The 19,511-nt window shown below is 65.9% G+C and carries 9 protein-coding genes; 3 read left to right on the top strand and 6 right to left on the bottom strand.

Features of this window, described 5'->3' with window-relative positions:
- Window positions 1–5: 5 nt before the first annotated feature.
- Window positions 6–644, top strand: coding sequence for a Type 1 glutamine amidotransferase-like domain-containing protein (locus ACFYOW_RS33030; protein ID WP_387293986.1), 639 nt, complete (start codon window positions 6–8; stop codon window positions 642–644).
- Here ACFYOW_RS33030 and ACFYOW_RS33025 read toward each other — a convergent pair.
- Window positions 543–1,130 (bottom strand): GtrA family protein, encoded by a 588-nt coding sequence (locus ACFYOW_RS33025; protein WP_387293985.1) that lies wholly within the window; start codon window positions 1,128–1,130, stop codon window positions 543–545. The two genes, ACFYOW_RS33030 and ACFYOW_RS33025, sit on opposite strands and share 102 nt — an antisense overlap.
- A gap of 45 nt (window positions 1,131–1,175) precedes the next feature.
- Window positions 1,176–1,487, bottom strand: a complete 312-nt coding sequence (locus ACFYOW_RS33020; RefSeq protein WP_387293984.1) for a hypothetical protein — start codon at window positions 1,485–1,487, stop codon at window positions 1,176–1,178.
- A 220-nt stretch (window positions 1,488–1,707) separates the two neighbouring features.
- On the opposite strand from ACFYOW_RS33020, the gene ACFYOW_RS33015 reads away from it, so the two are divergent.
- Together ACFYOW_RS33015 and ACFYOW_RS33010 are read left to right on the top strand one after the other, a co-directional pair.
- On the top strand, window positions 1,708–3,066 hold the full coding sequence (locus tag ACFYOW_RS33015) for an FAD-binding oxidoreductase (RefSeq protein WP_387293983.1): 1,359 nt from the start codon (window positions 1,708–1,710) through the stop codon (window positions 3,064–3,066).
- A gap of 38 nt (window positions 3,067–3,104) precedes the next feature.
- Window positions 3,105–3,431, top strand: coding sequence for a GNAT family N-acetyltransferase (locus ACFYOW_RS33010; RefSeq protein WP_387293982.1), 327 nt, complete (start codon window positions 3,105–3,107; stop codon window positions 3,429–3,431).
- Here ACFYOW_RS33010 and ACFYOW_RS33005 read toward each other — a convergent pair.
- From ACFYOW_RS33005 to ACFYOW_RS32990, 4 genes are all read right to left on the bottom strand, one after another.
- Entirely contained in the window at window positions 3,428–16,801 is a 13,374-nt protein-coding gene (locus tag ACFYOW_RS33005; RefSeq protein WP_387293981.1) for an amino acid adenylation domain-containing protein, read from the bottom strand. The genes ACFYOW_RS33010 and ACFYOW_RS33005 overlap by 4 nt on opposite strands.
- Before the next feature lie 15 nt (window positions 16,802–16,816).
- A complete protein-coding gene (locus ACFYOW_RS33000; protein WP_387293980.1) occupies window positions 16,817–17,023 on the bottom strand; it encodes a hypothetical protein in 207 nt (68 codons plus the stop codon).
- A gap of 428 nt (window positions 17,024–17,451) precedes the next feature.
- Window positions 17,452–18,612 (bottom strand): acyl-CoA dehydrogenase, encoded by a 1,161-nt coding sequence (locus ACFYOW_RS32995; RefSeq protein WP_040687001.1) that lies wholly within the window; start codon window positions 18,610–18,612, stop codon window positions 17,452–17,454.
- Between the two features lie 160 nt (window positions 18,613–18,772).
- On the bottom strand, window positions 18,773–19,480 hold the full coding sequence (locus tag ACFYOW_RS32990) for a TetR family transcriptional regulator (protein WP_387293979.1): 708 nt from the start codon (window positions 19,478–19,480) through the stop codon (window positions 18,773–18,775).
- Window positions 19,481–19,511 lie beyond the last annotated feature (31 nt).

Genomic DNA, 19,511 nt, shown 5'->3' with positions numbered 1-19,511 from the left:
CCGCCGTGCGACTCTTCCTGTCCAGCTACCGATTCGGCGCACACTACGACCGGCTCGCCGCACTCGTCGGCGAGCCGTGCCGAGTCGCGGTGATTCCCAACGCATGTGACGCCTGGCCCGCGGCCTGGGCGGGTGCGGTCGCCAGTGACGTGATCCCGCTGCGCAAACTCGGCTACTCCCCCGAGGTGCTGGATCTACGCGAATTCGTCGGTCGCGCAACCGAACTGGAAGCCGCACTGGCACAGTATCCACTGGTGTGGGCACGCGGCGGCAATACCTTCGTCTTGCGCGCCCAATTCGCCCGCAGCGGAGCAGATTTCGTACTGCCGAAGCTGCTCGCCGCCGACGCGCTGGTGTATGCCGGGTACAGCGCGGGCGCCTGTCTGCTGACTCCGGATCTGCACGGCCTGGAATCCACCGACGACCCGGCCGAGGTCGAACCGGCGTGCGGTATCGAACCACGGTGGGACGGACTGGGTCTGGTCGACCATCGCATCGTGCCGCACCTGAATTCCGCGACCGATCCGGACGGTGCGTCCGCGCTACTCGCCGCTCGCTACCGGGCCGAGGGCATCGCGCACTGGGCGCTCACCGACGACGATGTCGTCGTGGTCGACGGCGGCGATATCGAGATCTTGCGATAGCCCGCGGAACACCACCCAGCGCATCGCGCAGTACATATAGACCGCCTCGCATGCCCCCGCCAGCAGCCGCGACAGATGGTATTCCAATCCCAGCGCGGTCAGTCCGCTGCCGACGCCGAGGATGAAGGCGACGTAGTTGATCACGACAACCACCACGTACACCACGGCCTGCCTGCCGACCGGTGCGTGCGAGTGGAAGTTGAACGTGCGATTGAGCACGAAGCTGAGCCCGAACGCGCAGATATAGGCCGCCGTGACCGATAGCCACACAGGCAGTCCCAACCAGCCGTGCAGCACCGTGAGCAGCGCCAGATCGACACCGAAGGTGAAGCCGTTGATCAGCGCGAAGCCGAGAAACGTCGGGGCGACAAGGCGATTCAGCCCCGGCGGCAGCCGCGCGACGACGTCCTCGCACCAGCGAGAGAAGCCCGCCACCAGGGACTCGGTGCTCGTCACGCCGCCAGCATGCCAGCGGCAGGTGTCCATCAGGTGATCGTCCAGGAAACAAGATCGGGTGGCACCCGATCCCGATCAGCCGATCTGGGTGAGGGGCGAACGGTGGTCCAGAGCGGACCAGGCGACCAGGCAGCGGCGGCGGGTGACGTCGTCGACGTCTTCCAGGAGGGCCTCGAGCAGGAGGCGGGGTTTGCGCTGCCACTGATCGGACAGGGTGGCGATCACGGTCTTGCCGAACATGCCCGAGCGATCCAGTGCCGTGATCCATTCGGCGATATCGCCCGCGTGTATGCGGCGCAATGAATCCGGGTCGATACCCCCGTCGAGAACTTCGTAGGAGAACACCGCAGCGACCAAATCACGGTAATCCGGCGACTCGACCTGCATGAGACCTCCTCGGCGCGCCTGCGCACCTTATGGAATCGGACAGCGCCCCGAATGGGCGCCTTGCCCGGAATTCTTACCGGCCTACGCACCCGGCACCACTGGACCGGCCCACAATCCCGCCGGGCTCCGCGTTGTAGCAAACCTCCAGGGAGAACCGGACGCGCGGCTGTTACAGTCGGGCACTCACCCTGGCCTGTACCCGCCGTATAGCGTGAGTCGTGTGGACCTGGATGACCTGATCTCCCGCCTGCCCGACGGCGCGGTACTCACCGATCCCGACCTGCTCGCGGGCTATCGGCAGGACTGGGCGCGCGATCCGAGCGCCGGCACACCGCTGGCCGTGGTCCGCGCGACCGGTACCGATGATGTCGCGGCGACGTTGCGGTGGGCGCACGAACACCGGGTCGCGGTGGTGCCGCGCGGGGCCGGATCCGGATTGTCCGGCGGTGCGACGGCCGTCGACGGCGGCATCGTGCTCAGCACCGAACGTATGCGCGCGATCACCGTCGACCCGGTCACCCGCACCGCGGTGGTCCAGCCCGGCCTGCTCAATGCCGAGGTCAAACGTGCGGTCGCCGAGCGCGGCCTGTGGTATCCGCCGGACCCCTCCTCCTTCGAAATTTGCTCGATCGGCGGCAATGCGGCCACCAACGCGGGCGGCCTGTGCTGTGTGAAATACGGCGTGACCACCGATTACGTGCTCGGCATGGAGGTGGTGCTCGCCGATGGCACGGTGGTGCGGCTCGGCGGGCCACGACTCAAGGATTCGGCGGGCCTGTCGCTGACCAAGATGTTCGTCGGCAGCGAGGGCACGCTCGGGGTGATCACCGAACTCACCCTGCGGCTGTTGCCCGCCCAACCGCCGCAGTCCACCGTGGTCGCGACCTTCGCGACGCTGACCGCCGCCACCGAGGCCATCCTCGGCATCACCGGCACGCTGCGGCCCGCCATGCTCGAGTTCATGGATGCCGTCGCGATCAATGCGGTCGAGGACGAGATGCGGATGGGTCTGGATCGCGAGGCCGCCGCACTGCTGGTCGCCCGCTCCGACGCACCGGGCGAATTCGCCAGGCACGAAGCCGAAATCATGGTCGGCATCTGCGAAAAGGCCGGTGCCACCGAGGTTTTCCACACCGAGGATCCGGAAGAAGGCGAAGCCTTCACTGCCGCACGACGTTTCGCCATTCCGGCGGTGGAGAAGATCGGGCAGCTGCTGCTCGAGGATGTCGGTGTTCCGCTGCCGCGGCTCGCCGATCTGGTCAACGGTATCGCCGCCATCGGCGCACGCAATGACGTGCTGGTTTCGGTGATCGCGCACGCCGGGGACGGCAATACCCACCCGCTGATCGTGCACGATCCCACCGATGCGCAGATGACCGAACGCGCGCACCGCGCCTTCGGCGAGATCATGGATCTGGCCATCGAGCTCGGCGGCACCATTACCGGCGAACACGGTGTCGGCCGGTTGAAGAAGGCCTGGCTGCCCGATCAACTCGGACCCGATGTGATGACGCTCACTCGCCGGATCAAGGATGCGCTCGACCCGCATGGCATTCTCAACCCAGGCGCGATTCTGTAGACGGAACATTCCCGGCCGCTGAGGAGTTTGACCCGATCATGACCACCAGGCTCGAGCACAATGTCGCCGATACCCGATTCGAGATCTATCTCGACGACACCCTCGCCGGGTACGCCGACTACGCCGAACGCGATGACGCTGATCTCACCCGCCCCGTCGGCTCCGCCGACAACCATCCCCCGAGAGTCCGCGACTTCCACCACACCATGACCTTCCCGGAGTTCCGCGGCCGTGGCGTGGCCGCCCAGGTGGTCGAATACGCGCTGCAGGATTCGCGCGCACAGGGCTTCGCCATCATCCCGACCTGCTGGTACGTCGAGCAGTACATCGCCGAACACCGCGAATACGCCGATCTGGTCGCCTAACTCAGGTAGTCCGCGAGGATCGGACCGATCACGGCCAAGGCTTGCGGGCTGGTGAGTTTGTTGTGTTCGTAGCCGACTTGGTGGTCGGCAATGGTTCCGGTGACATAGGGCCGCCAGGTTTCGGCGTTGGGAATGTACCCGGGTCGGCCGTTGGTGCTGCTGAAGAAGAGCGCGTCGCCCTCGAAGACTGCCGGGTGGTAGTCGGCGCTTTCGCGGATCAACTGCTGGTAGTCGAGGTAGAGGTGCTCGAGATCGGTGGGGGTCAGGGCCGCGAAGGTGCCGCCCGCGGCGCGCAGGAGTTCGGCGGCGCGGTCGGCGAGCGCCGCATCCCCGTCGAAGTTGTCGAGCAGCGCGGGATCGATGCCGCCGAATTCGGCGAGCAACGCCTCCGGAGGCGGCAGCTCGACGGCGCTTTCCGGTTCGACATCGGCGCGGCCGTCGATGAGGATCAGGGCCGACACTTCGGCGCCGCGGCTTTGGAGTTCGACGGCGACCGCATGGGCGAGCGGGCCGCCCGCGGAGTAGCCCAGCAGTCGGTAGGGCCCCGCGGGCTGGGTCAGCAGAATATGGTCGACGTAGCGGGCGGCGCGTTCGGTGAGGGTGCTCGCCAGTTGGTTGCCGTCGGCCACAGCCGGTGACTGCAGGCCGTAGATCGGGTGATCACCATCGAGGTATTGCACCAAACCGGCATAACACCAGGCCAATCCGATTGCGGGATGGATGCAGAACAGTCCGGGACCAGTGCCGCTCGGGCGCAGGGCCAGGACAGTGCGCAAGGCCGGATCGACGCCCGGTTGGTCACCCTCGATGATGCGTTGTGCCAGGACAGCGGGGGTCGGTTCGCCGAACATCCACTGAACCGGCACATCGAAGCCGCTGCGTTCGCGGATTTCGGCGACGAGTCGAATGGCGACCATGGAGGTGCCGCCGAGTTCGAAGAAGTTGTCGTCCAGGCCGATTCGATCCGCGCCGAGCACCGCTTCGAAGGCATCGACGACGAGACGTTCGGTGCTGGTGACCGGCGGACGGTACGGCAAATCCCTGCGCCGCAGGGTCGTTGGCGGTGGCTGATGCACAACCGTGCCCGGCGGGGCGGTGACATCGAGGTCGCCGATGACGACAGCCGGGTCCGCGGTGACCTCTTCGAGCACCTGAACGAATCGCTGTGCCAAGGTTTCCGCGGTCGTCTGCTCGAAGAGATCGCGGGCGAAAGTCAGGGTTCCGGTGATACCGGCGGGCGCGCCGTCGGCGTCGAATTCCTCGGCAAGCATCCATTCCAGATCGTATTTGGCACCGACAGCCGCGAGCGATAACGGTGTGATCACCAGGCCGGGCAACTGAATCGGTTCGCGATCGAAGTTCTGGAACACCAGAATCACTTGGAACAGCGGCGAATGCGCGGTCGATCTGGCCGGTGCGAGTACCTCGACCAGCCGCTCGAACGGCAGATCGGCATTGCCGAAGGCGTCCAGATCGGCGTCTTTGGTGGTGGCGAGGATGTTGTCGAAGGTCGCGTCGTGCTCGATCCGGGTGCGCAGGACCAGGGTATTGACGAACATCCCGACGAGATCGTCGAGTTCGCCGTCCCCACGGCCCGCGGTGACCGAACCGATCGCCACATCCGTCGTACCGGACAGCCTGGCGAGCAGGACCGCGAGCGCGGCGTGCGCCACCATGAAGACACTCACGCCGTGCCAGCGCGCGATCTCGCGCATCCTTCGCTGCACCGCGTTACCGATGTCGAACTCCACCATGTCGGCGCGATGCGTGGCCACCGTTGGCCGCGGGTGATCGGTGGGCAGCGCCGATACCTCCGGCAGTCCTTCGAGTTCATCGCGCCAATACTCGAGCTGGCGGTGCGCCACGCTGTCCGGATCGTCATCGGCGCCGAGCAATTCGTGCTGCCACAGTGCGTAATCGGCGTATTGCAACGGCAATGGTGTGAACTGCGGTGCGGTACCGGCGCGGCGCGCGGCGTAGGCCAGCAGCACGTCGCGGGTCAGCGGTGCCGATGACCATCCGTCCGAGGCGATGTGGTGCATGACGACGATGAGCACCCAGCGCTGCGGTTCGAGGCGCAGCAGCCACACGCGCATCGGAAGTTCCCGGGTCAGATCGAAGCCGTGCCCGCCGGCGCGCATGACGAACTCGGCCACATTCTCCGCGCCGATATCGGAGACCACCACCGGGACAACGGCTTCGGCTGCCGGTAAGACTTTCTGATACGGATCGCCCGCGGCATCCATCGGATAGACGGTGCGCAGTGATTCATGCCGGGCGACCAGATCCGAGACGGCGGCGCGCAGAACCTCCGGATCGAGGTCGCCGCGGACCTCGGCGGCGAGAGGCACATTGTGTGCGGGTGAGGCCGGGTCGTAACGGTTGAGGAACCACATGCGCCGCTGGGCCGCCGAGAGCGGGATGCAGCTCGGTCGCTCGCGCGGTCCGGGCCGCGGTCCGATCGGGGCGGTCGCGGTCCGGATCGCCGCGGCGAGGTCGGCGACGGTGGGTGCGTCGAACACGGTGCGCAACGGAATTCGGGTTTCGAGCGCGGCGCCGAGCCGGGCGACGATACGGGTCGCGATCAGCGAATTGCCGCCGAGGGCGAAGAAGTTGTCGTCGAGTCCGACGCGGGTGACACCGAGCAGTTCGCCGAAGGTTTCGGCGATCGCTCGTTCGGTGGGCGTCTCCGGGGCGCGATATCGGCCGCCGCGCAGATCGGGTGCGGGCAGTGCCTTGCGGTCCAGCTTGCCGTTCGCGGTTCGCGGCAGTTCGGTGAGCGCGATAATGACCGAGGGGACCATATAAGACGGAAGTCGCTGTGCCACAGCACTTTCGAGCAGCCCGGGTGCGAGTTCTGCACCGGGTACCACGTAGGCGACGAGCACTTCACCGACGGCAGCATCGGTGTGCACGCTCACCGCCGCTTTGTCCACGGCCGGGTCGGCGAGCAGCGCCGATTCGATTTCCCCGAGTTCGATGCGCAGGCCGCGCAGCTTGATCTGCAGGTCCGAGCGGCCCAGGTATTCGAGGTCGCGGCCGCGCCAGCGCACCAGGTCACCGGTTCGGTACATGCGTTCACCCGGTCGGCCGTACGGGTCGGCGACGAAGCGCGATGCGGTCTGGCCGCCGCGGCCGTGATACCCGCGGGCCAGTGCGATGCCCGCCAGATACAGCTCACCGGCGACGCCTTCGGGCACCGGATGCAGCCGATCGTCGAGCACGACTGCGGACATGCCCGCGATGGGGCCGCCGATGGTGACCACGTCGCCCACTCGCAGCGGGTTGCTCTCCGTTGCCCAGATCGTGGTTTCGGTCGGGCCGTAATCATTGAAATGCAGGCGATCCGGCGCGGACCAGCGGGCGACCAATTCGGGCGGACAGGGTTCACCCCCGGTGATGATGACGCGCACTGCGTCGCATCCGGCCGGATCGACCGAGGCGAGGGCCGAAGGTGTGAGGGCGATATGCGAAACCTGTTCGCGTATCAGCAGTTCCGCGAGTTCCGGGCCGCCGAACGCGGTCGGGCCCGCGATGACCAGCGTCGCCGCCGGGCCCACCGCAATCAGGAGTTCGAGTACCGCGGCGTCGAAACTCGGTGAGGTCACGTGCAGGACGCGGGAGGTGCTGGTGGTCGCGTCGCGTTTCTGTTGTGCTGCCGCGAGGTTGGCGAGTCCGGTGTGGGTGACGACGACGCCCTTGGGTCTGCCGGTCGATCCGGAGGTGAACAGGACATAGGCGGGGTTTTCCGGCCGCACGTTCGACAGCTCGATCGGTGCACTGGTTGTGGTATCGAGTGATTCGATGACATCCGGGTCATCGAGGGCGAACCACCGCATCGAATCCGGCAGACTCGGCTCGATCGAATTCCGGGTGATGCCGAGTTCGGCAACCGAGTCCGCGATGATCTGTTGGATCCGCTCGACCGGGTTGCCGGGATCGACCGGGACGAAGGCCGCTCCGGTCTTCGCCACCGCCCACACGGCGAGCACTGACTCGAGCGAGCGGCGCAGGGCCACCACGACCAGCGCCTCGGGACGTGCACCCGCGCGGATCAGTAAGCGAGCCAGTCGATTCGAGCGATCGTCGAGTTCGGCATAGGTCAGCGTTGCTGCGCCGTCTACCACCGCTATGCCGTCCGGGTTCGCGGCGACCGCTGCGGTGAGCAGCTCTGCCAGCACGCGCGGCGCCCGCTCGATTCGCGCCCGCCGGGACAGCAGATCTCGGCGATCGGCAGGCGCGAGCAATTCGATATCGCCAACGGGTACTTCGGGATTCGCCGCTACTGCGCGTAGCACGCGCAGCCAGCGCTCGGCCATATGCGCGACGGTTGCGCGGTCGAACAGGTCGGTGGCGTATGCGATCCGGACCGATAGGCCGGACGAGTCGGTCTCCGCCACCGTGACGCTCAGATCGAAACGAATACTCGGCTGGTCGAGATCCAGTGCCTCGGCGCGCAGGTCCGGCAGCGCGAGTTCGACCGGGGCGGGATTCTGCATCACCAGCATTGTCTGGATCAAGGGGTGCCGGGAGGCCGAGCGGGTGGGTTCGAGCAGGTCGACGAGCCGCTCGAAGGGCACGTCGGCGTGGGCGAGTGCGTCGAGGTCGGTGCGTCGAACCCGTCCGAGTAGCTCGCAGAACGGTTCCGCGGCACGAATTTCGGTGCGCAGCACCAGGGTATTGACGAACATGCCGACCACATCGTCGAGCTCGGCGACGCCACGGCCCGCCACGGGGGTGCCGATGGCGATATCGGTGGTGCCGCTCAGTCGGGCGAACAGCACCGCGAGTGCACTGTGCAGCACCTGGAATCGAGTGCATCGGTTCGCGGTGGCGAGTTCGTCGAGGCGTGCGGTGAGCGCGGCATCGAATTCGCGGTAGACCGTGCCTGCCCGCAGCGATGCAGTCGGCGGGCGGGGGCGGTCGACGGGCAGTGCGAGTTGATCGGGCAATCCGGTAAGTGTGTCTTTCCAGTACCGAATCTGCTGTGTCAGTGGCGATTCCGAATCGAGCTCGGAGCCGAGGCGCTCGTGCTGCCACAGGGTGTAGTCGGCGTACTGCACCGGAAGCGGGGTCCAGTCGGGTGCGGCGCCGGCCAGCCGGGCCGTGTAGGCAGTCATCACGTCGCGGGCAAGTGGGCCCATCGAGAAGCCGTCGGTGCTGATGTGGTGGATTACCAGCACCAGTACGTGCGTGTTTTCGGCGAGCCGGAACACGCTTAGCCGCAGTGGCACCGCGACCGTCACGTCGAATCCCGCACCGACACAGTCCATGATCGCGCCTGGCAGTTTCGCATCGGTGACCGTGATCGGATCAAGTTCCGGGACAACAGAATCCGTTGGCAAAATCATCTGATATCCGACACCGTCACGGGCCGGATAAACCGTGCGCAGCGATTCGTGCCGCTCGAGCACATCGCGCACGGCCGCCTTGAGTGCTGCCGGATCCAGCCTTCCGATGAGCCGCAGCACGATCGGCACGTTGTAAGCGCCGGAATCGGGATCATATTGGTTGATGAACCACATCCGCTGCTGCGCGGGTGAAAGCGGAATTCGTGCCGGCCGTTGCCCCCGACGAGGACCGGTGCGATCCATGGCGGCCGTGGTGCTCAGCCGCGCGGCGAGCGCGCGGACGGTCGGCGCTTCGAAGATCAGGCGGACGGGCACCGAAATCGCGAGGGCCGAGCCGAGCCGTGCGGCGACTCGGATCGCCGAGAGCGAATCACCGCCGAGTGCGAAGAAGTCGTCAGCCGCACCGACCTTTTCACGGTCGAGCACCGTACCGAAGACATCGGCGACCAGGCGCTCCCGCCCGACCGGTTCGACGTATTCGGCCACCACTAGTTCGGGTTCGGGCAGTGCGCGCCGATCGACCTTGCCGTTTCCGGTCAGCGGCAGCTCGGTCAGTACGGTGATCGTCGCGGGCACCAGATGTCTCGGCAGCCGCTGGGACAGGTAGTCCCGCAACTCGTTCGATTTCAGGACCGCATCCTCGGTCGGCACCACATAGCTGGCCAGCAGATGAGTTCCGGCCGGCCCGTGGCGCGGCACGGTGATCGTCATCTCGACACCGTGGCACTTGCGCAGCACCGCATCGACTTCACCCGGTTCGACTCTGATGCCGTGCAACTTCACCTGGAAGTCATTGCGCCTCACGTACTCCAGTCGCCGACGGGACATACGGCGAACCAGATCGCCGGTGCGGTACATCCGCTCCCCCGGCGTTCCGAACGGGTTCGCCACGAACCGCGTCGCTGTCAGTCCAGGCTGCCCGATATAGCCACGGGCAAGTCCCAGTCCCATGACATACAGCTCGCCGGTCGCACCGATCGGTACCGGACGCAACCACGAATCCAATACGGCCAGACCGGTTCCCGGCAACGGTGCTCCGAGATCCGCGGGTTCTTCCCGACGCAGTGGGCCGGTGAACGTCGCTGCCACCGAGGCTTCTGCGGGGCCATAGGAATTCAACAGCACCCGGCCCTCAGCGAGGCGGGCGATCAGCTCCGACGGGCACGCCTCGCTGCCGGAGACCAGCACTCGCACGCTCGCCAATGCGGTCGCGGGCACCGTGGCCAGTACGGCGGGAGTCGAGGTCAAGTGGGTCGCACCGGATTCGGTGATAGCCGCGCACAGCTCGGCACCGGCATTCGCCTCCGGCGGCGCGATGAGCAGAGTCGCACCGGTTCCGAAGGCGGACAACCACACCAGAATGGCCGCATCGAAACTCGGGTTCAGACAGTGCAATACGCGATCGCCCGGCCCGGCTCCGATGGCGGCCGCGGTGCCGCGCACGAGACCGTTCAGACCGGCATGGGTGACGACTACGCCCTTCGGTGTTCCGGTCGAGCCGGAGGTGTACACGATGTAGGCCGGGTGCGCGGCGAGTAGTGGCCTGCGTCGATCCACGGCTGGCAGCGGCGCCATGGTCACCTTCGGAGCGTCCAGCACCTGCCACGGCACCTCGTCGGGCAGTTGATCCCGCACCGTCGCGACAGTCACCCCGAACAACGCACCGCAGTCGGCGGCGATATCGATGATCCGCTGCGCAGGCTGGGCCGGATCGACCGGCACAAAGGCGGCCCCGGACTTCGCGATCGCCCACACCGCGACCATCCACTCCGGCGATCGCGGCACTGCGAGCAGCACAGCCGTTTCCGGTTCCGCACCCGCCTCGATCAATACTCCGGCGAGCCGATTCGACTGCTCGTCGAGTTCTCGATAGGTCAATTCCATTGGACCACAACGGATTGCGGTCCGGTCGGGTTGGATGCCGCCCGCCAGGATCTCGGGGAGCAACCGCAGTGGCTGTGGACATGCGCGCAGCACCTCCCCGGGGTCGGCTCCGTTTACTGCCATGACCGGCTGGTTCGGATCCTCGCCGAGCCGCGCGAGAATGCGGGCCAGCCGGTCCGCCAGCGCTGCCGCCTCGGTGGCGTCGAAGTACTGGGCCGAGTAGCTCATGACCAGACGCAGACCGCTGCGGCCGTGTGCGGCCAGTGCGAGTGGATAGTGCGTACCGTCGTAGGCACGGAATCCGCTCACTCGCAATGCCGCCCGCTCGGCCGCCGCCATGAGCGCCGCGACATCCATCGGATACGACTCGAACACGAGCGTGGTGTCGAAAAGTGGCCCGATACCGGCCGCCGCCTGAATATCGGTGAGCCCTGAAGTGTGATGCTCGAGCAAGCGCGCCTGCTCACGATGCACGCGCCCGAGCAGGTCCGCCACCGACTCGGCTGGTTCGAGGGTGATCCGCACCGGAATGGTGTTCACCAGCATGCCGACAATGCGTTCGGCACCGGGCAATTCGGGCGGACGGCCCGATACGATGGAGCCGAATACGATGTCGTGTTCCCCCGTCAGCTCCGCCAGCAGCAATGCCCACGCGACCTGCACAATCGTATTGAGGGTGACACCGTGCTCAGCGGTAATCCGCTGGAGTGCGGCTGCATTCGGTTGCCCCAAAGGGATATCGATGGTCCGAACGGGTTTCGACACTCGCTCGTCCGCCGACCGGCTCGCGCTGCCGTCGGCCATAGCCGGAGCCCGCCCGGCGGTCACCAAGGTCGGACCTGGTAGATCGGCCAATGCGGCCGACCATGCGGCTCGGGCGGCAGTGTGGTCTCGGTCCGCCAGCCACTCGAGGTAACGCCGATACGAGACAGCTGGGGCGAATCCCGCACTGTCACCGTCGGTTTCGTACAGCACGAGCAGCTCGCCGATGAACAGCGGCATGGACCAGCCGTCGAGGATCAGGTGATGATTCGTGATCACCAACCGGACATCGCGCTCGCCGCATCGCACGCAGCGGAAGCGCAGCAGTGGTGGCCTATCGGGGGCAAAGGGAGTCGCGAGTTCCGCGTCGGCAAGGCGATCGCATTCCGTCGCGTCCGCTTCGATGTAGCTCCATGGCACGGTTACCTGCTCGAGTACCAGCTGAACCGCCACATCATCGCCGGGCAGGAAGGCCGTGCGCAGCACCTGGTGGCGCTCGACGAGCGCGCAGGCAGCTCGCTCCAGCCGTGCGATATCCACCTCGCCGTCGAATTGGATTGCCGCCTGCACCGAGTACCCGTCGGCGCGTCCGGCGGCCAGCTGGGTGTGGAACAACAGACCTTGCTGCAGTGGCGCGAGCGGCCAGACATCCTCGAATGCCGGGTACCGCGACTCCCATTCGTCGATCTGCTGTTGTGTCACTGATACCAGTGGCAGATCCGACGGAGTGAAGCCACCCGCATCCGGTGCCCGCAGCAGTTCGGCAAGCGATGTGAGTTCCGATGTCCACTGCTGCGCAATGTCTTCCAGATCCGACGCCGAGTACCTGGAATGCCAGACCGTCTGTAGGACAGGGCCTTCAGCGGTATCCAGTGTCAAGGCATCGATCGCGATATCCCCGGCCGCAGGCAAGACCGGCCCCCCTCCCAATGACGTCACAACCGAATCCGGCAGCCACGGCTCACCCGCATCGACAGCGGGCACCCGGCCGAGATAGTTGAGCCCGACTCGCGGGCGCACGGCCGACAGCCGTTCGCACCCAATCGGATTCAGATACCGCAACAGCCCGAACGCGGACCCGCCCCGGGGCACCGCGCGCACTTGTTCCTTCACGGCCTTCAACGCCGTCAACGGATCAGCCGACCCGACATCCAACCGCACCGGGAACTGACTTGTGAACCACCCGACCGTCCGGGAAAGGTCCGCCCCCGGAACCAATCCCTCATCCCGCCCATGCCGCTCGACGCTCACCAGCATTGGGCTTCGGTCCCCCCGCCGCCGCGTAACCGCGCACGCCAAGGCACTCAACAGCGCATCCTCCACCCCACACCGCAACGCCACCGGCAGTCGCTCGAGCAGCGTCTTCGTCGCCTCGACGGGCAGCCGAACCTCGATCCGCGCACGGACCCGCGGCGTTTCGTCAGCCGGGCTCTCCGGCTCCGTGTCGAGGACATCCGGCACATCAACGGCAATGTCACCGCGTCCCGTCGGCACCTCGATCGCATCGCCGTGGCCGCCAGGCTCTCCCGGCGAGAGCGCAGCCTCGCGACGACGTCGCAACGGCGGATCCGGCGTGGCGAGGACCTCGGACCAGTAATCCAGCTCCTCGACCACCGAATCATCGGCGGCGGCCACGGCCAAAGCGTGTGCCCACGTTCGCATGGACGTGCCGACCGGCGGCAGTACCGGCTCATCTCCCGCCGCGATCTGCGTCCATGCGGTGATCAAGTCGGCGAGCACGATCCGCCAGGACACCGCGTCGATGACCAGGTGATGCGCCACGATGACGAGGTGACCGGCCCGCGTCGGCCCGGCATCGAGCCACACCATGGCCAGCATTCGGCCGCGGTCCGGATCGAGACGATCCGTCGCATCCGCGATAGCCCGAGCGGACGCGTCCGACGAAGTCTCGGAATCGACGGCCAGCAGCGCGTCCGCGTCGACCGTCCCGACCGGGCGCACCTCGAGTTCCCCATCCACCAAGGCCGCGCGCAAGATGTCGTGCCCATCAAGGATGGCCTGTATGGTGCGCACCAACGGGTTTCGCTCGATACCGACGGGCAGGGTGAGCACCATCGACTGGGCGAAGCTGCGCGCATCGGTCGACTGTTCGAGCAGCCAGGAAACGATGGGCGTGCGGGGTATCCGGCCGATGCCCGCACCCGGCAGTTCATGCAATATCGGGCGACCGGTGGGTTCCGCGACGAATCGGGCCAGGTCGGCAGGTGTCGGATGCTCGAAAACAGCACGGGCCGCGAAGATCAGCCCTTCGGCGCGGGCCCTGGATACCAGCTGAATAGCCATGATCGAATCGCCGCCGAGTGCGAAGAAGGACGATTCCGCGTCAACGCGCTGCGCGCCGAGTATCTCCGCGAATATCGCGCACAGCGCGCGTTCGGTCTCAGTACCCGCCGCAGGCACCGGTTCGGTCGCCATGGGCTCGGGTTCCGGAAGGGCGCGACGATCGATCTTGCCGTTGCCGGTCAACGGCAGCGCGTCGAGCACAGTAATCGATCCGGGTACCAGATGTCCGGGCAGCCGGTGGGCACAGAAGTCACGTATATCCGAAACATCCAGGTGCACAGGCGGTTCCCTGTGATCGACCGGAACCACATACGAGGCCAACATCGATCCGCCCGCAGCCGTGCGGCGCAGTACCGTCACGGCGATCTCGACACCTGGATGCATGTCGAGCACGGCATCGATTTCACCCGGCTCGACCCGCATTCCGTGCAACTTGACCTGGAAATCCGTGCGGCCCAGATATTCCAGTACCGGATCCGACGCCCCATCGTGCTCCGCATCGATCGGATGCTCCATCTGCCAGCGAACCAGATCACCGGTCCGATACATCCGAGATCCGCTCGGCCCGATCGGGTTCGCCACGAAACGTTCGGCGGTTACGCCCATTCGTCCCGCATAGCCCCTGGCAAGCCCGGATCCGACGATGTACAGCTCCCCCGCAACCCCGATCGGCACCGTCCGCAACCAGCGATCCAGCACCAACAGCCCGACCCCTGGCACCGGACGCCCCAACCCCGACGGCCGAGCCGGTGTCAACCGATCCGTGAAGGTGACCGCGACCGTAGTCTCGGTCGGCCCATAAGAATTCAGCAATGTCCGCCCGGATCCGAATCGTGCCACCAACTCCGGCGGACAACTCTCGCCACCGGAAGACACCGCATGCACCCCGTCCAACGCATCGGTGGGCAGCGTCGCAAGAACCGCGGGCGTCGAAAACAACTGCGTCACGCCGAAGTCCTGGATCACCCGGGCCAATTCACTCCCGGCCGCCTGATCCCCCTCCGCGACAACCAATGTCGCGCCCGCCGAGAACGCCAGCAGCAACTCCAGTAGCGAGGCATCGAAACTCGGGTTCAAACAGTGCAATACCCGCGCCCACGGCCCCGAATAGAACGAATAACGCTCTGCCGCAACCAGTCCCGCCAAGCCAGCATGCGTAACCACAACCCCTTTCGGTACGCCGGTCGAACCCGAAGTGAATACCTCATAGGCCGCGTGCTCCGGCCGTACGACCCCACTCAGGTCCGAGTCCACTGCCGCATCGGCATCGGCATCGGCATCGGCATCGGCATCGGCATCGAGCACAATCCACGTCACATCACTGGGCAGTCCGGATACCAGCTCGGACACCGTAATACCCAGCTGTGCACCACATTCCGCCGCCATCCGCGCCACCCGCTCGCTCGGATTCCCGCCCCCGATCGGCACGAACGCCGCGCCCGATCGAGCCACCCCCCAGAACGCCAGCACCGATTCGATCGATCGAGGCAGCGCGCTCAACACCGGAATATCCGGTCCCGCACCGCGCCCGATCAGCTTGCGCGCCAAAGAATTCGAGAGTCGATCCAGTTCCGCATACGACAACGTCCGGTCACCACATACCACCGCGGGTGCGTCGGCCTCCGCGGCACGCAAACCCGCATCCAGCACCTCGGGCAATAACCGCACCGCCGAAACCTTCGGCCCGTGTACTCCACGAAGCAGATGCCGCTCGTCGTCGAGGAAGTATTCGAGCTCCCGGACCGGCGTATCCGGCTCCGCGGCGAGCATCGACTCGAACAAACCGATGAATCGATAATGATGCCGGGAAAGGGAATCCGCGTCGTACAGCTGCGGATTGGCGGTGAAGTCGACGTGGATCGGACTGTTCGCGCCGTGCTGATACAGGTTGACGAACAGGTCCTCGATCGGCCCCGACGTCAATACATGCAGTGCGGTTCGGACACCGGTGAAAACGACTTCCGTCGGGAACAACATGATGTTGAATACCGGCCCGACGACCCCCCGCCCCGGTACCGCGGCATCGGACTCCTCCGCACCGTGCCGGATTTCCTCGTGCCGGTACCGCTGGTGCCGCAGTGCACCGGACACCTCGAGCCGCACCGCCGCGACGATATCGGCGACCGTACTGTCCGCGGTGACCTCGATCCGCAACGGCACCACATTGGCCAGCATGCCGCCCGAACGCCGCAGCATCGCGGTGGTCCGCCCGGATACCGGCAGGCTCAGCACCACCTCCCGCTCACCGGTCATCCGCGCGTAATACAGCGCGAGCGCCGCGATCGCCAATGCCGCCGAACCGACACCGAAGCGCGCCGCGGCGGTTTCCATCCGCGCGATCGTAAGCTCCGAGAGCTCGATGCGATGCTGACGCCCAAGCGCATGTGTGGGTGCCGCCGCATCCACCAGACTGCACCGCTGCGGCATGTCCGCCATCCGCTCGGACCAATACGCCGCATCGGTCGCGAATCGCGTCGACGAGCGATAGCGCATCTCGGATTCGTGCACCTCCCGCAGGCTCGCCGCCGCCGCTGGCGGCGGCTCGACACCTGCCAGCGCCGAGTTGTACAACTCGGCGACCCGATACAGCCCGGTCACCGAGCCGAAGCCGTCCACCACAATGTGATGGGCCCGCGAGTACATCAACACCCGGTCGGCGCCGACCCGCAGCACCGCCGTTATCGCGAGCCGATCCCGCAGCAGATCGATCGGCGCCGCCACATCGGCGCGCATCCAACGCAGCGCCTCGGCATCCGGATCCGCCGCGGCGCGGAAGTCCAGATACCGGGCCTCGGTCTCGATCCGATGGTCGACCACTTGATACGGCCGACCATCCTTCTCGATCAACCGCAGCACGCCCGATTCGAACTCGTGCGCGGCCTGGCGACCGACCCGGATCAGCAGGTCGAGATCGAGCGACCCGGACATCTCGATGTACTGCGCCTCGTAGAGCGGCACATCGGGATCCAGCTGCTGGGCGTACCACATCCCCAGCTGCGCGGGCGAGAGCGGAAAAACCTGAGTTTCAGCGGCAAGCGATGGCCGTGCCGATGAGAGGCCGTGCGACATGAGCAACCACCCGGATCAGTTACCTCGATGCCGTCCGACGGGCACCGGTTTACCGTTGGTCCGTGCGTGCGTCGCGTCGACCATAACCTCCTCGGGCTCGATGTGATACGCCTCGACATCCGTGACCAATGCGCGCGGTGCCGCATCGCCGCCCTGGGTGGGCGGCATGGACAGCGGGACCCAATTCATCCCCGACCGCGGCCCGATTACGATCTTGGTCATATCCCCACCTCGTTATGTTTACGAAGTCGAGTATCCACCCTTTGCAGGCACCTTTAATAGGAAACGAGCCACCTGATTTATTTGTTCAACTTATGGTCGAAATGGTGTTCGAAAACACGTAACACGCGCGCCTACGAAGGCGACATACTTACGAAGACCGTTTCCCAGCGCGACCTCGTCGAGCGAGGTTCGCAGTGTTAATTCGTGCCTTCTACCAGGCAAATCAATCTCTAACCGCTTCAAAGCATTAATGTGCCGCGCCATGTATCGAATTGCTCCAGTTAAGGACACGAATAAACAACCGATCGGCCTCGAGACTATTTCGCCGAACATCCGTACCCCAAAAAATGGAGGTATCGAGGGCGAAAAAAGACCGGGTGTTCACACCGCTCGATGCAGCGGCGTAAACACCCGGTCGGTATGCGTTATCAGCCCCGCAGCAGTGCGCGCGACATGACGACGCGCTGAATCTGGTTGGTGCCCTCGTAGATCTGAGTGATCTTGGCGTCACGCATCATTCGCTCCACCGGGAAGTCGGTGGTGTAGCCCGCGCCGCCGAAGAGCTGCACGGCGTTGGTGGTGACCTCCATGGCCACATCGGAGGCGAAGCACTTGGCGGCGGCGGAGATGAAGCCGAGGTTCTTCTCGCCGCGCTCGGCGCGGGCCGCGGAGGTGTAGACCATGAGGCGGGCGGCCTCGATCTTCATCGCCATATCGGCGAGCATGAACTGGGTGTTCTGGAAGTCGGCGATCGCGGTGCCGAACTGCTTGCGGTCCTTGGTGTAGGCGATCGCGGCGTCCAGTGCGCCCTGCGCGATGCCGACGGCCTGCGCACCGATGGTCGGGCGGGTGTGATCGAGGGTCTGCAGCGCGGTCTTGAAGCCGGTGCCCGGCGCGCCGACGATGCGGTCACCCGGCACCCGGCAGTTCTCGAAATACAGTTCGGCGGTGGGCGATCCCTTGATGCCGAGCTTGTGCTCGAGCGGGCCGACCACGAAGCCTTCGTCATCCTTGTGCACCAGGAATGCGGAGATGCCGTTGGCGCCCTTCTCCGCATCGGTCACCGCCATGACGGTGTACCAGGAAGACTTGCCGCCGTTGGTGATCCAGCACTTGGAGCCGTTGATGATCCAGTCGTCGCCGTCCTGCTTGGCGCGGGTGCGCATGCCTGCGGCGTCGGAGCCGGCCTCACGCTCGGACAGCGCGTAGGAGGCCATCTCGCCGTTGACGATATCCGGCAGCACCTTCTGCTTGAGCTCCTCGGAGCCGTTGAGGATCAGGCCCATGGTGCCGAGCTTGTTGACCGCGGGGATCAGCGAGGACGAACCGCAGACGCGGGCGACCTCTTCGATCACGATGCAGGTGGCGACCGAATCCGCGCCCTGTCCGCCGTAGGCCTCGGGCACGTGCACCGCGTTGAAGCCCGCGGCGTTCAGCGCGGTGAGCGCCTCCTCCGGGAAGCGGGCGTTGCCGTCGACATCCTTGGCGTACGGAGCGATTTCCTTCTCCGCCAGTCCGCGGATGGCCGCACGCAGTTCGTCGTGGAAGTCCTCGAGCTGGAAAAGGTTGAAATCGGGGTTCCCCGCCATGGGACACACTCCTGGGTTTGTCGGTCGTGATTTTGCTGGATCAGAGTTCCAACATTCGGCACTCAGTGCCATACTCCCATCGAGTATACGCCCAGAGAGCCGCGTCAAGTGCGGTTACATCATGGCACTGAGTGTCAGATACTGCATACTGTGACTCCGGTCACAGATTACCGAGCTGCCGCGTCACCAGATCCGCGACCTGTCGCGGCGGCATATCCCTGGGGAAGACCGCGACCACCATTTCCGCCGCCCCCGAGCCGCGCCCACGCGGAATCGCCGCCAACTCCTCGCGCAGATCCGTCGCACCCGCATCCGATTCGCCGCGCACCATCCGGCGCAGCAGGTAATTGTGCGTGGCCGTCACCGCGGCCGTGAACTGCACCCGCGCCAGATCCGGCACCTCCGGCAGCCGCTCACGCAGATAGTCGGTGAACAACCGCTCGTACCGGAACACGGTCACGATCTCGCGCTCGCGCAGCGCGGGCACCTTGCGCACCACCCGATATCGCCGCTCGGCGATCTCGCGCCACTGGGTGAACCGCTCGAACACCTGCACCACCGCGGTACAGACCGCCTCCCACGGATCCCCCTTCGCCGCCGCCAAGAACTCCGCCGCCCGGGCCAACTGCGACTCGTGATCGGCGAAGATCACATCCTCCTTCGACCGGAACTGCCGAAAGAACGTCCGCCGCGAAATCCCCGCCGCCTCCGCAATCTCATCCACGGTCGTCGCCTCATACCCCTGCTCGGCGAACAACCGCAATGCCTGATCCACGACGGTCAGCCGAAACCTGGCCGCATCATCCCCGTTACGCCCCCGAACGGTTTCCTCAATCGCCACCGCATCACCGTACTGACCCCGGCTCATGCGCGATCCGCATGGCCGAAAATCGACGCGA

Source organism: Nocardia sp. NPDC006982 (genome assembly GCF_042869435.1).
GTDB lineage: Bacteria > Actinomycetota > Actinomycetes > Mycobacteriales > Mycobacteriaceae > Nocardia.
This window is presented reverse-complemented; position numbering and strand designations above follow the sequence as displayed.

Excerpts from the sequence above, each read along its gene's own strand:
- ACFYOW_RS33025 (WP_387293985.1), bottom strand. The coding sequence starts at position 1,130 with ATGGACACCTGCCGCTGGCATGCTGGCGGCGTGACGAGCACCGAGTCC.
- ACFYOW_RS33020 (WP_387293984.1), bottom strand. The coding sequence starts at position 1,487 with ATGCAGGTCGAGTCGCCGGATTACCGTGATTTGGTCGCTGCGGTGTTC.
- ACFYOW_RS33010 (WP_387293982.1), top strand. The coding sequence starts at position 3,105 with ATGACCACCAGGCTCGAGCACAATGTCGCCGATACCCGATTCGAGATC.
- ACFYOW_RS33005 (WP_387293981.1), bottom strand. The coding sequence starts at position 16,801 with ATGTCGCACGGCCTCTCATCGGCACGGCCATCGCTTGCCGCTGAAACT.
- ACFYOW_RS33000 (WP_387293980.1), bottom strand. The coding sequence starts at position 17,023 with ATGACCAAGATCGTAATCGGGCCGCGGTCGGGGATGAATTGGGTCCCG.
- ACFYOW_RS32995 (WP_040687001.1), bottom strand. The coding sequence starts at position 18,612 with ATGGCGGGGAACCCCGATTTCAACCTTTTCCAGCTCGAGGACTTCCAC.
- ACFYOW_RS32990 (WP_387293979.1), bottom strand. The coding sequence starts at position 19,480 with ATGAGCCGGGGTCAGTACGGTGATGCGGTGGCGATTGAGGAAACCGTT.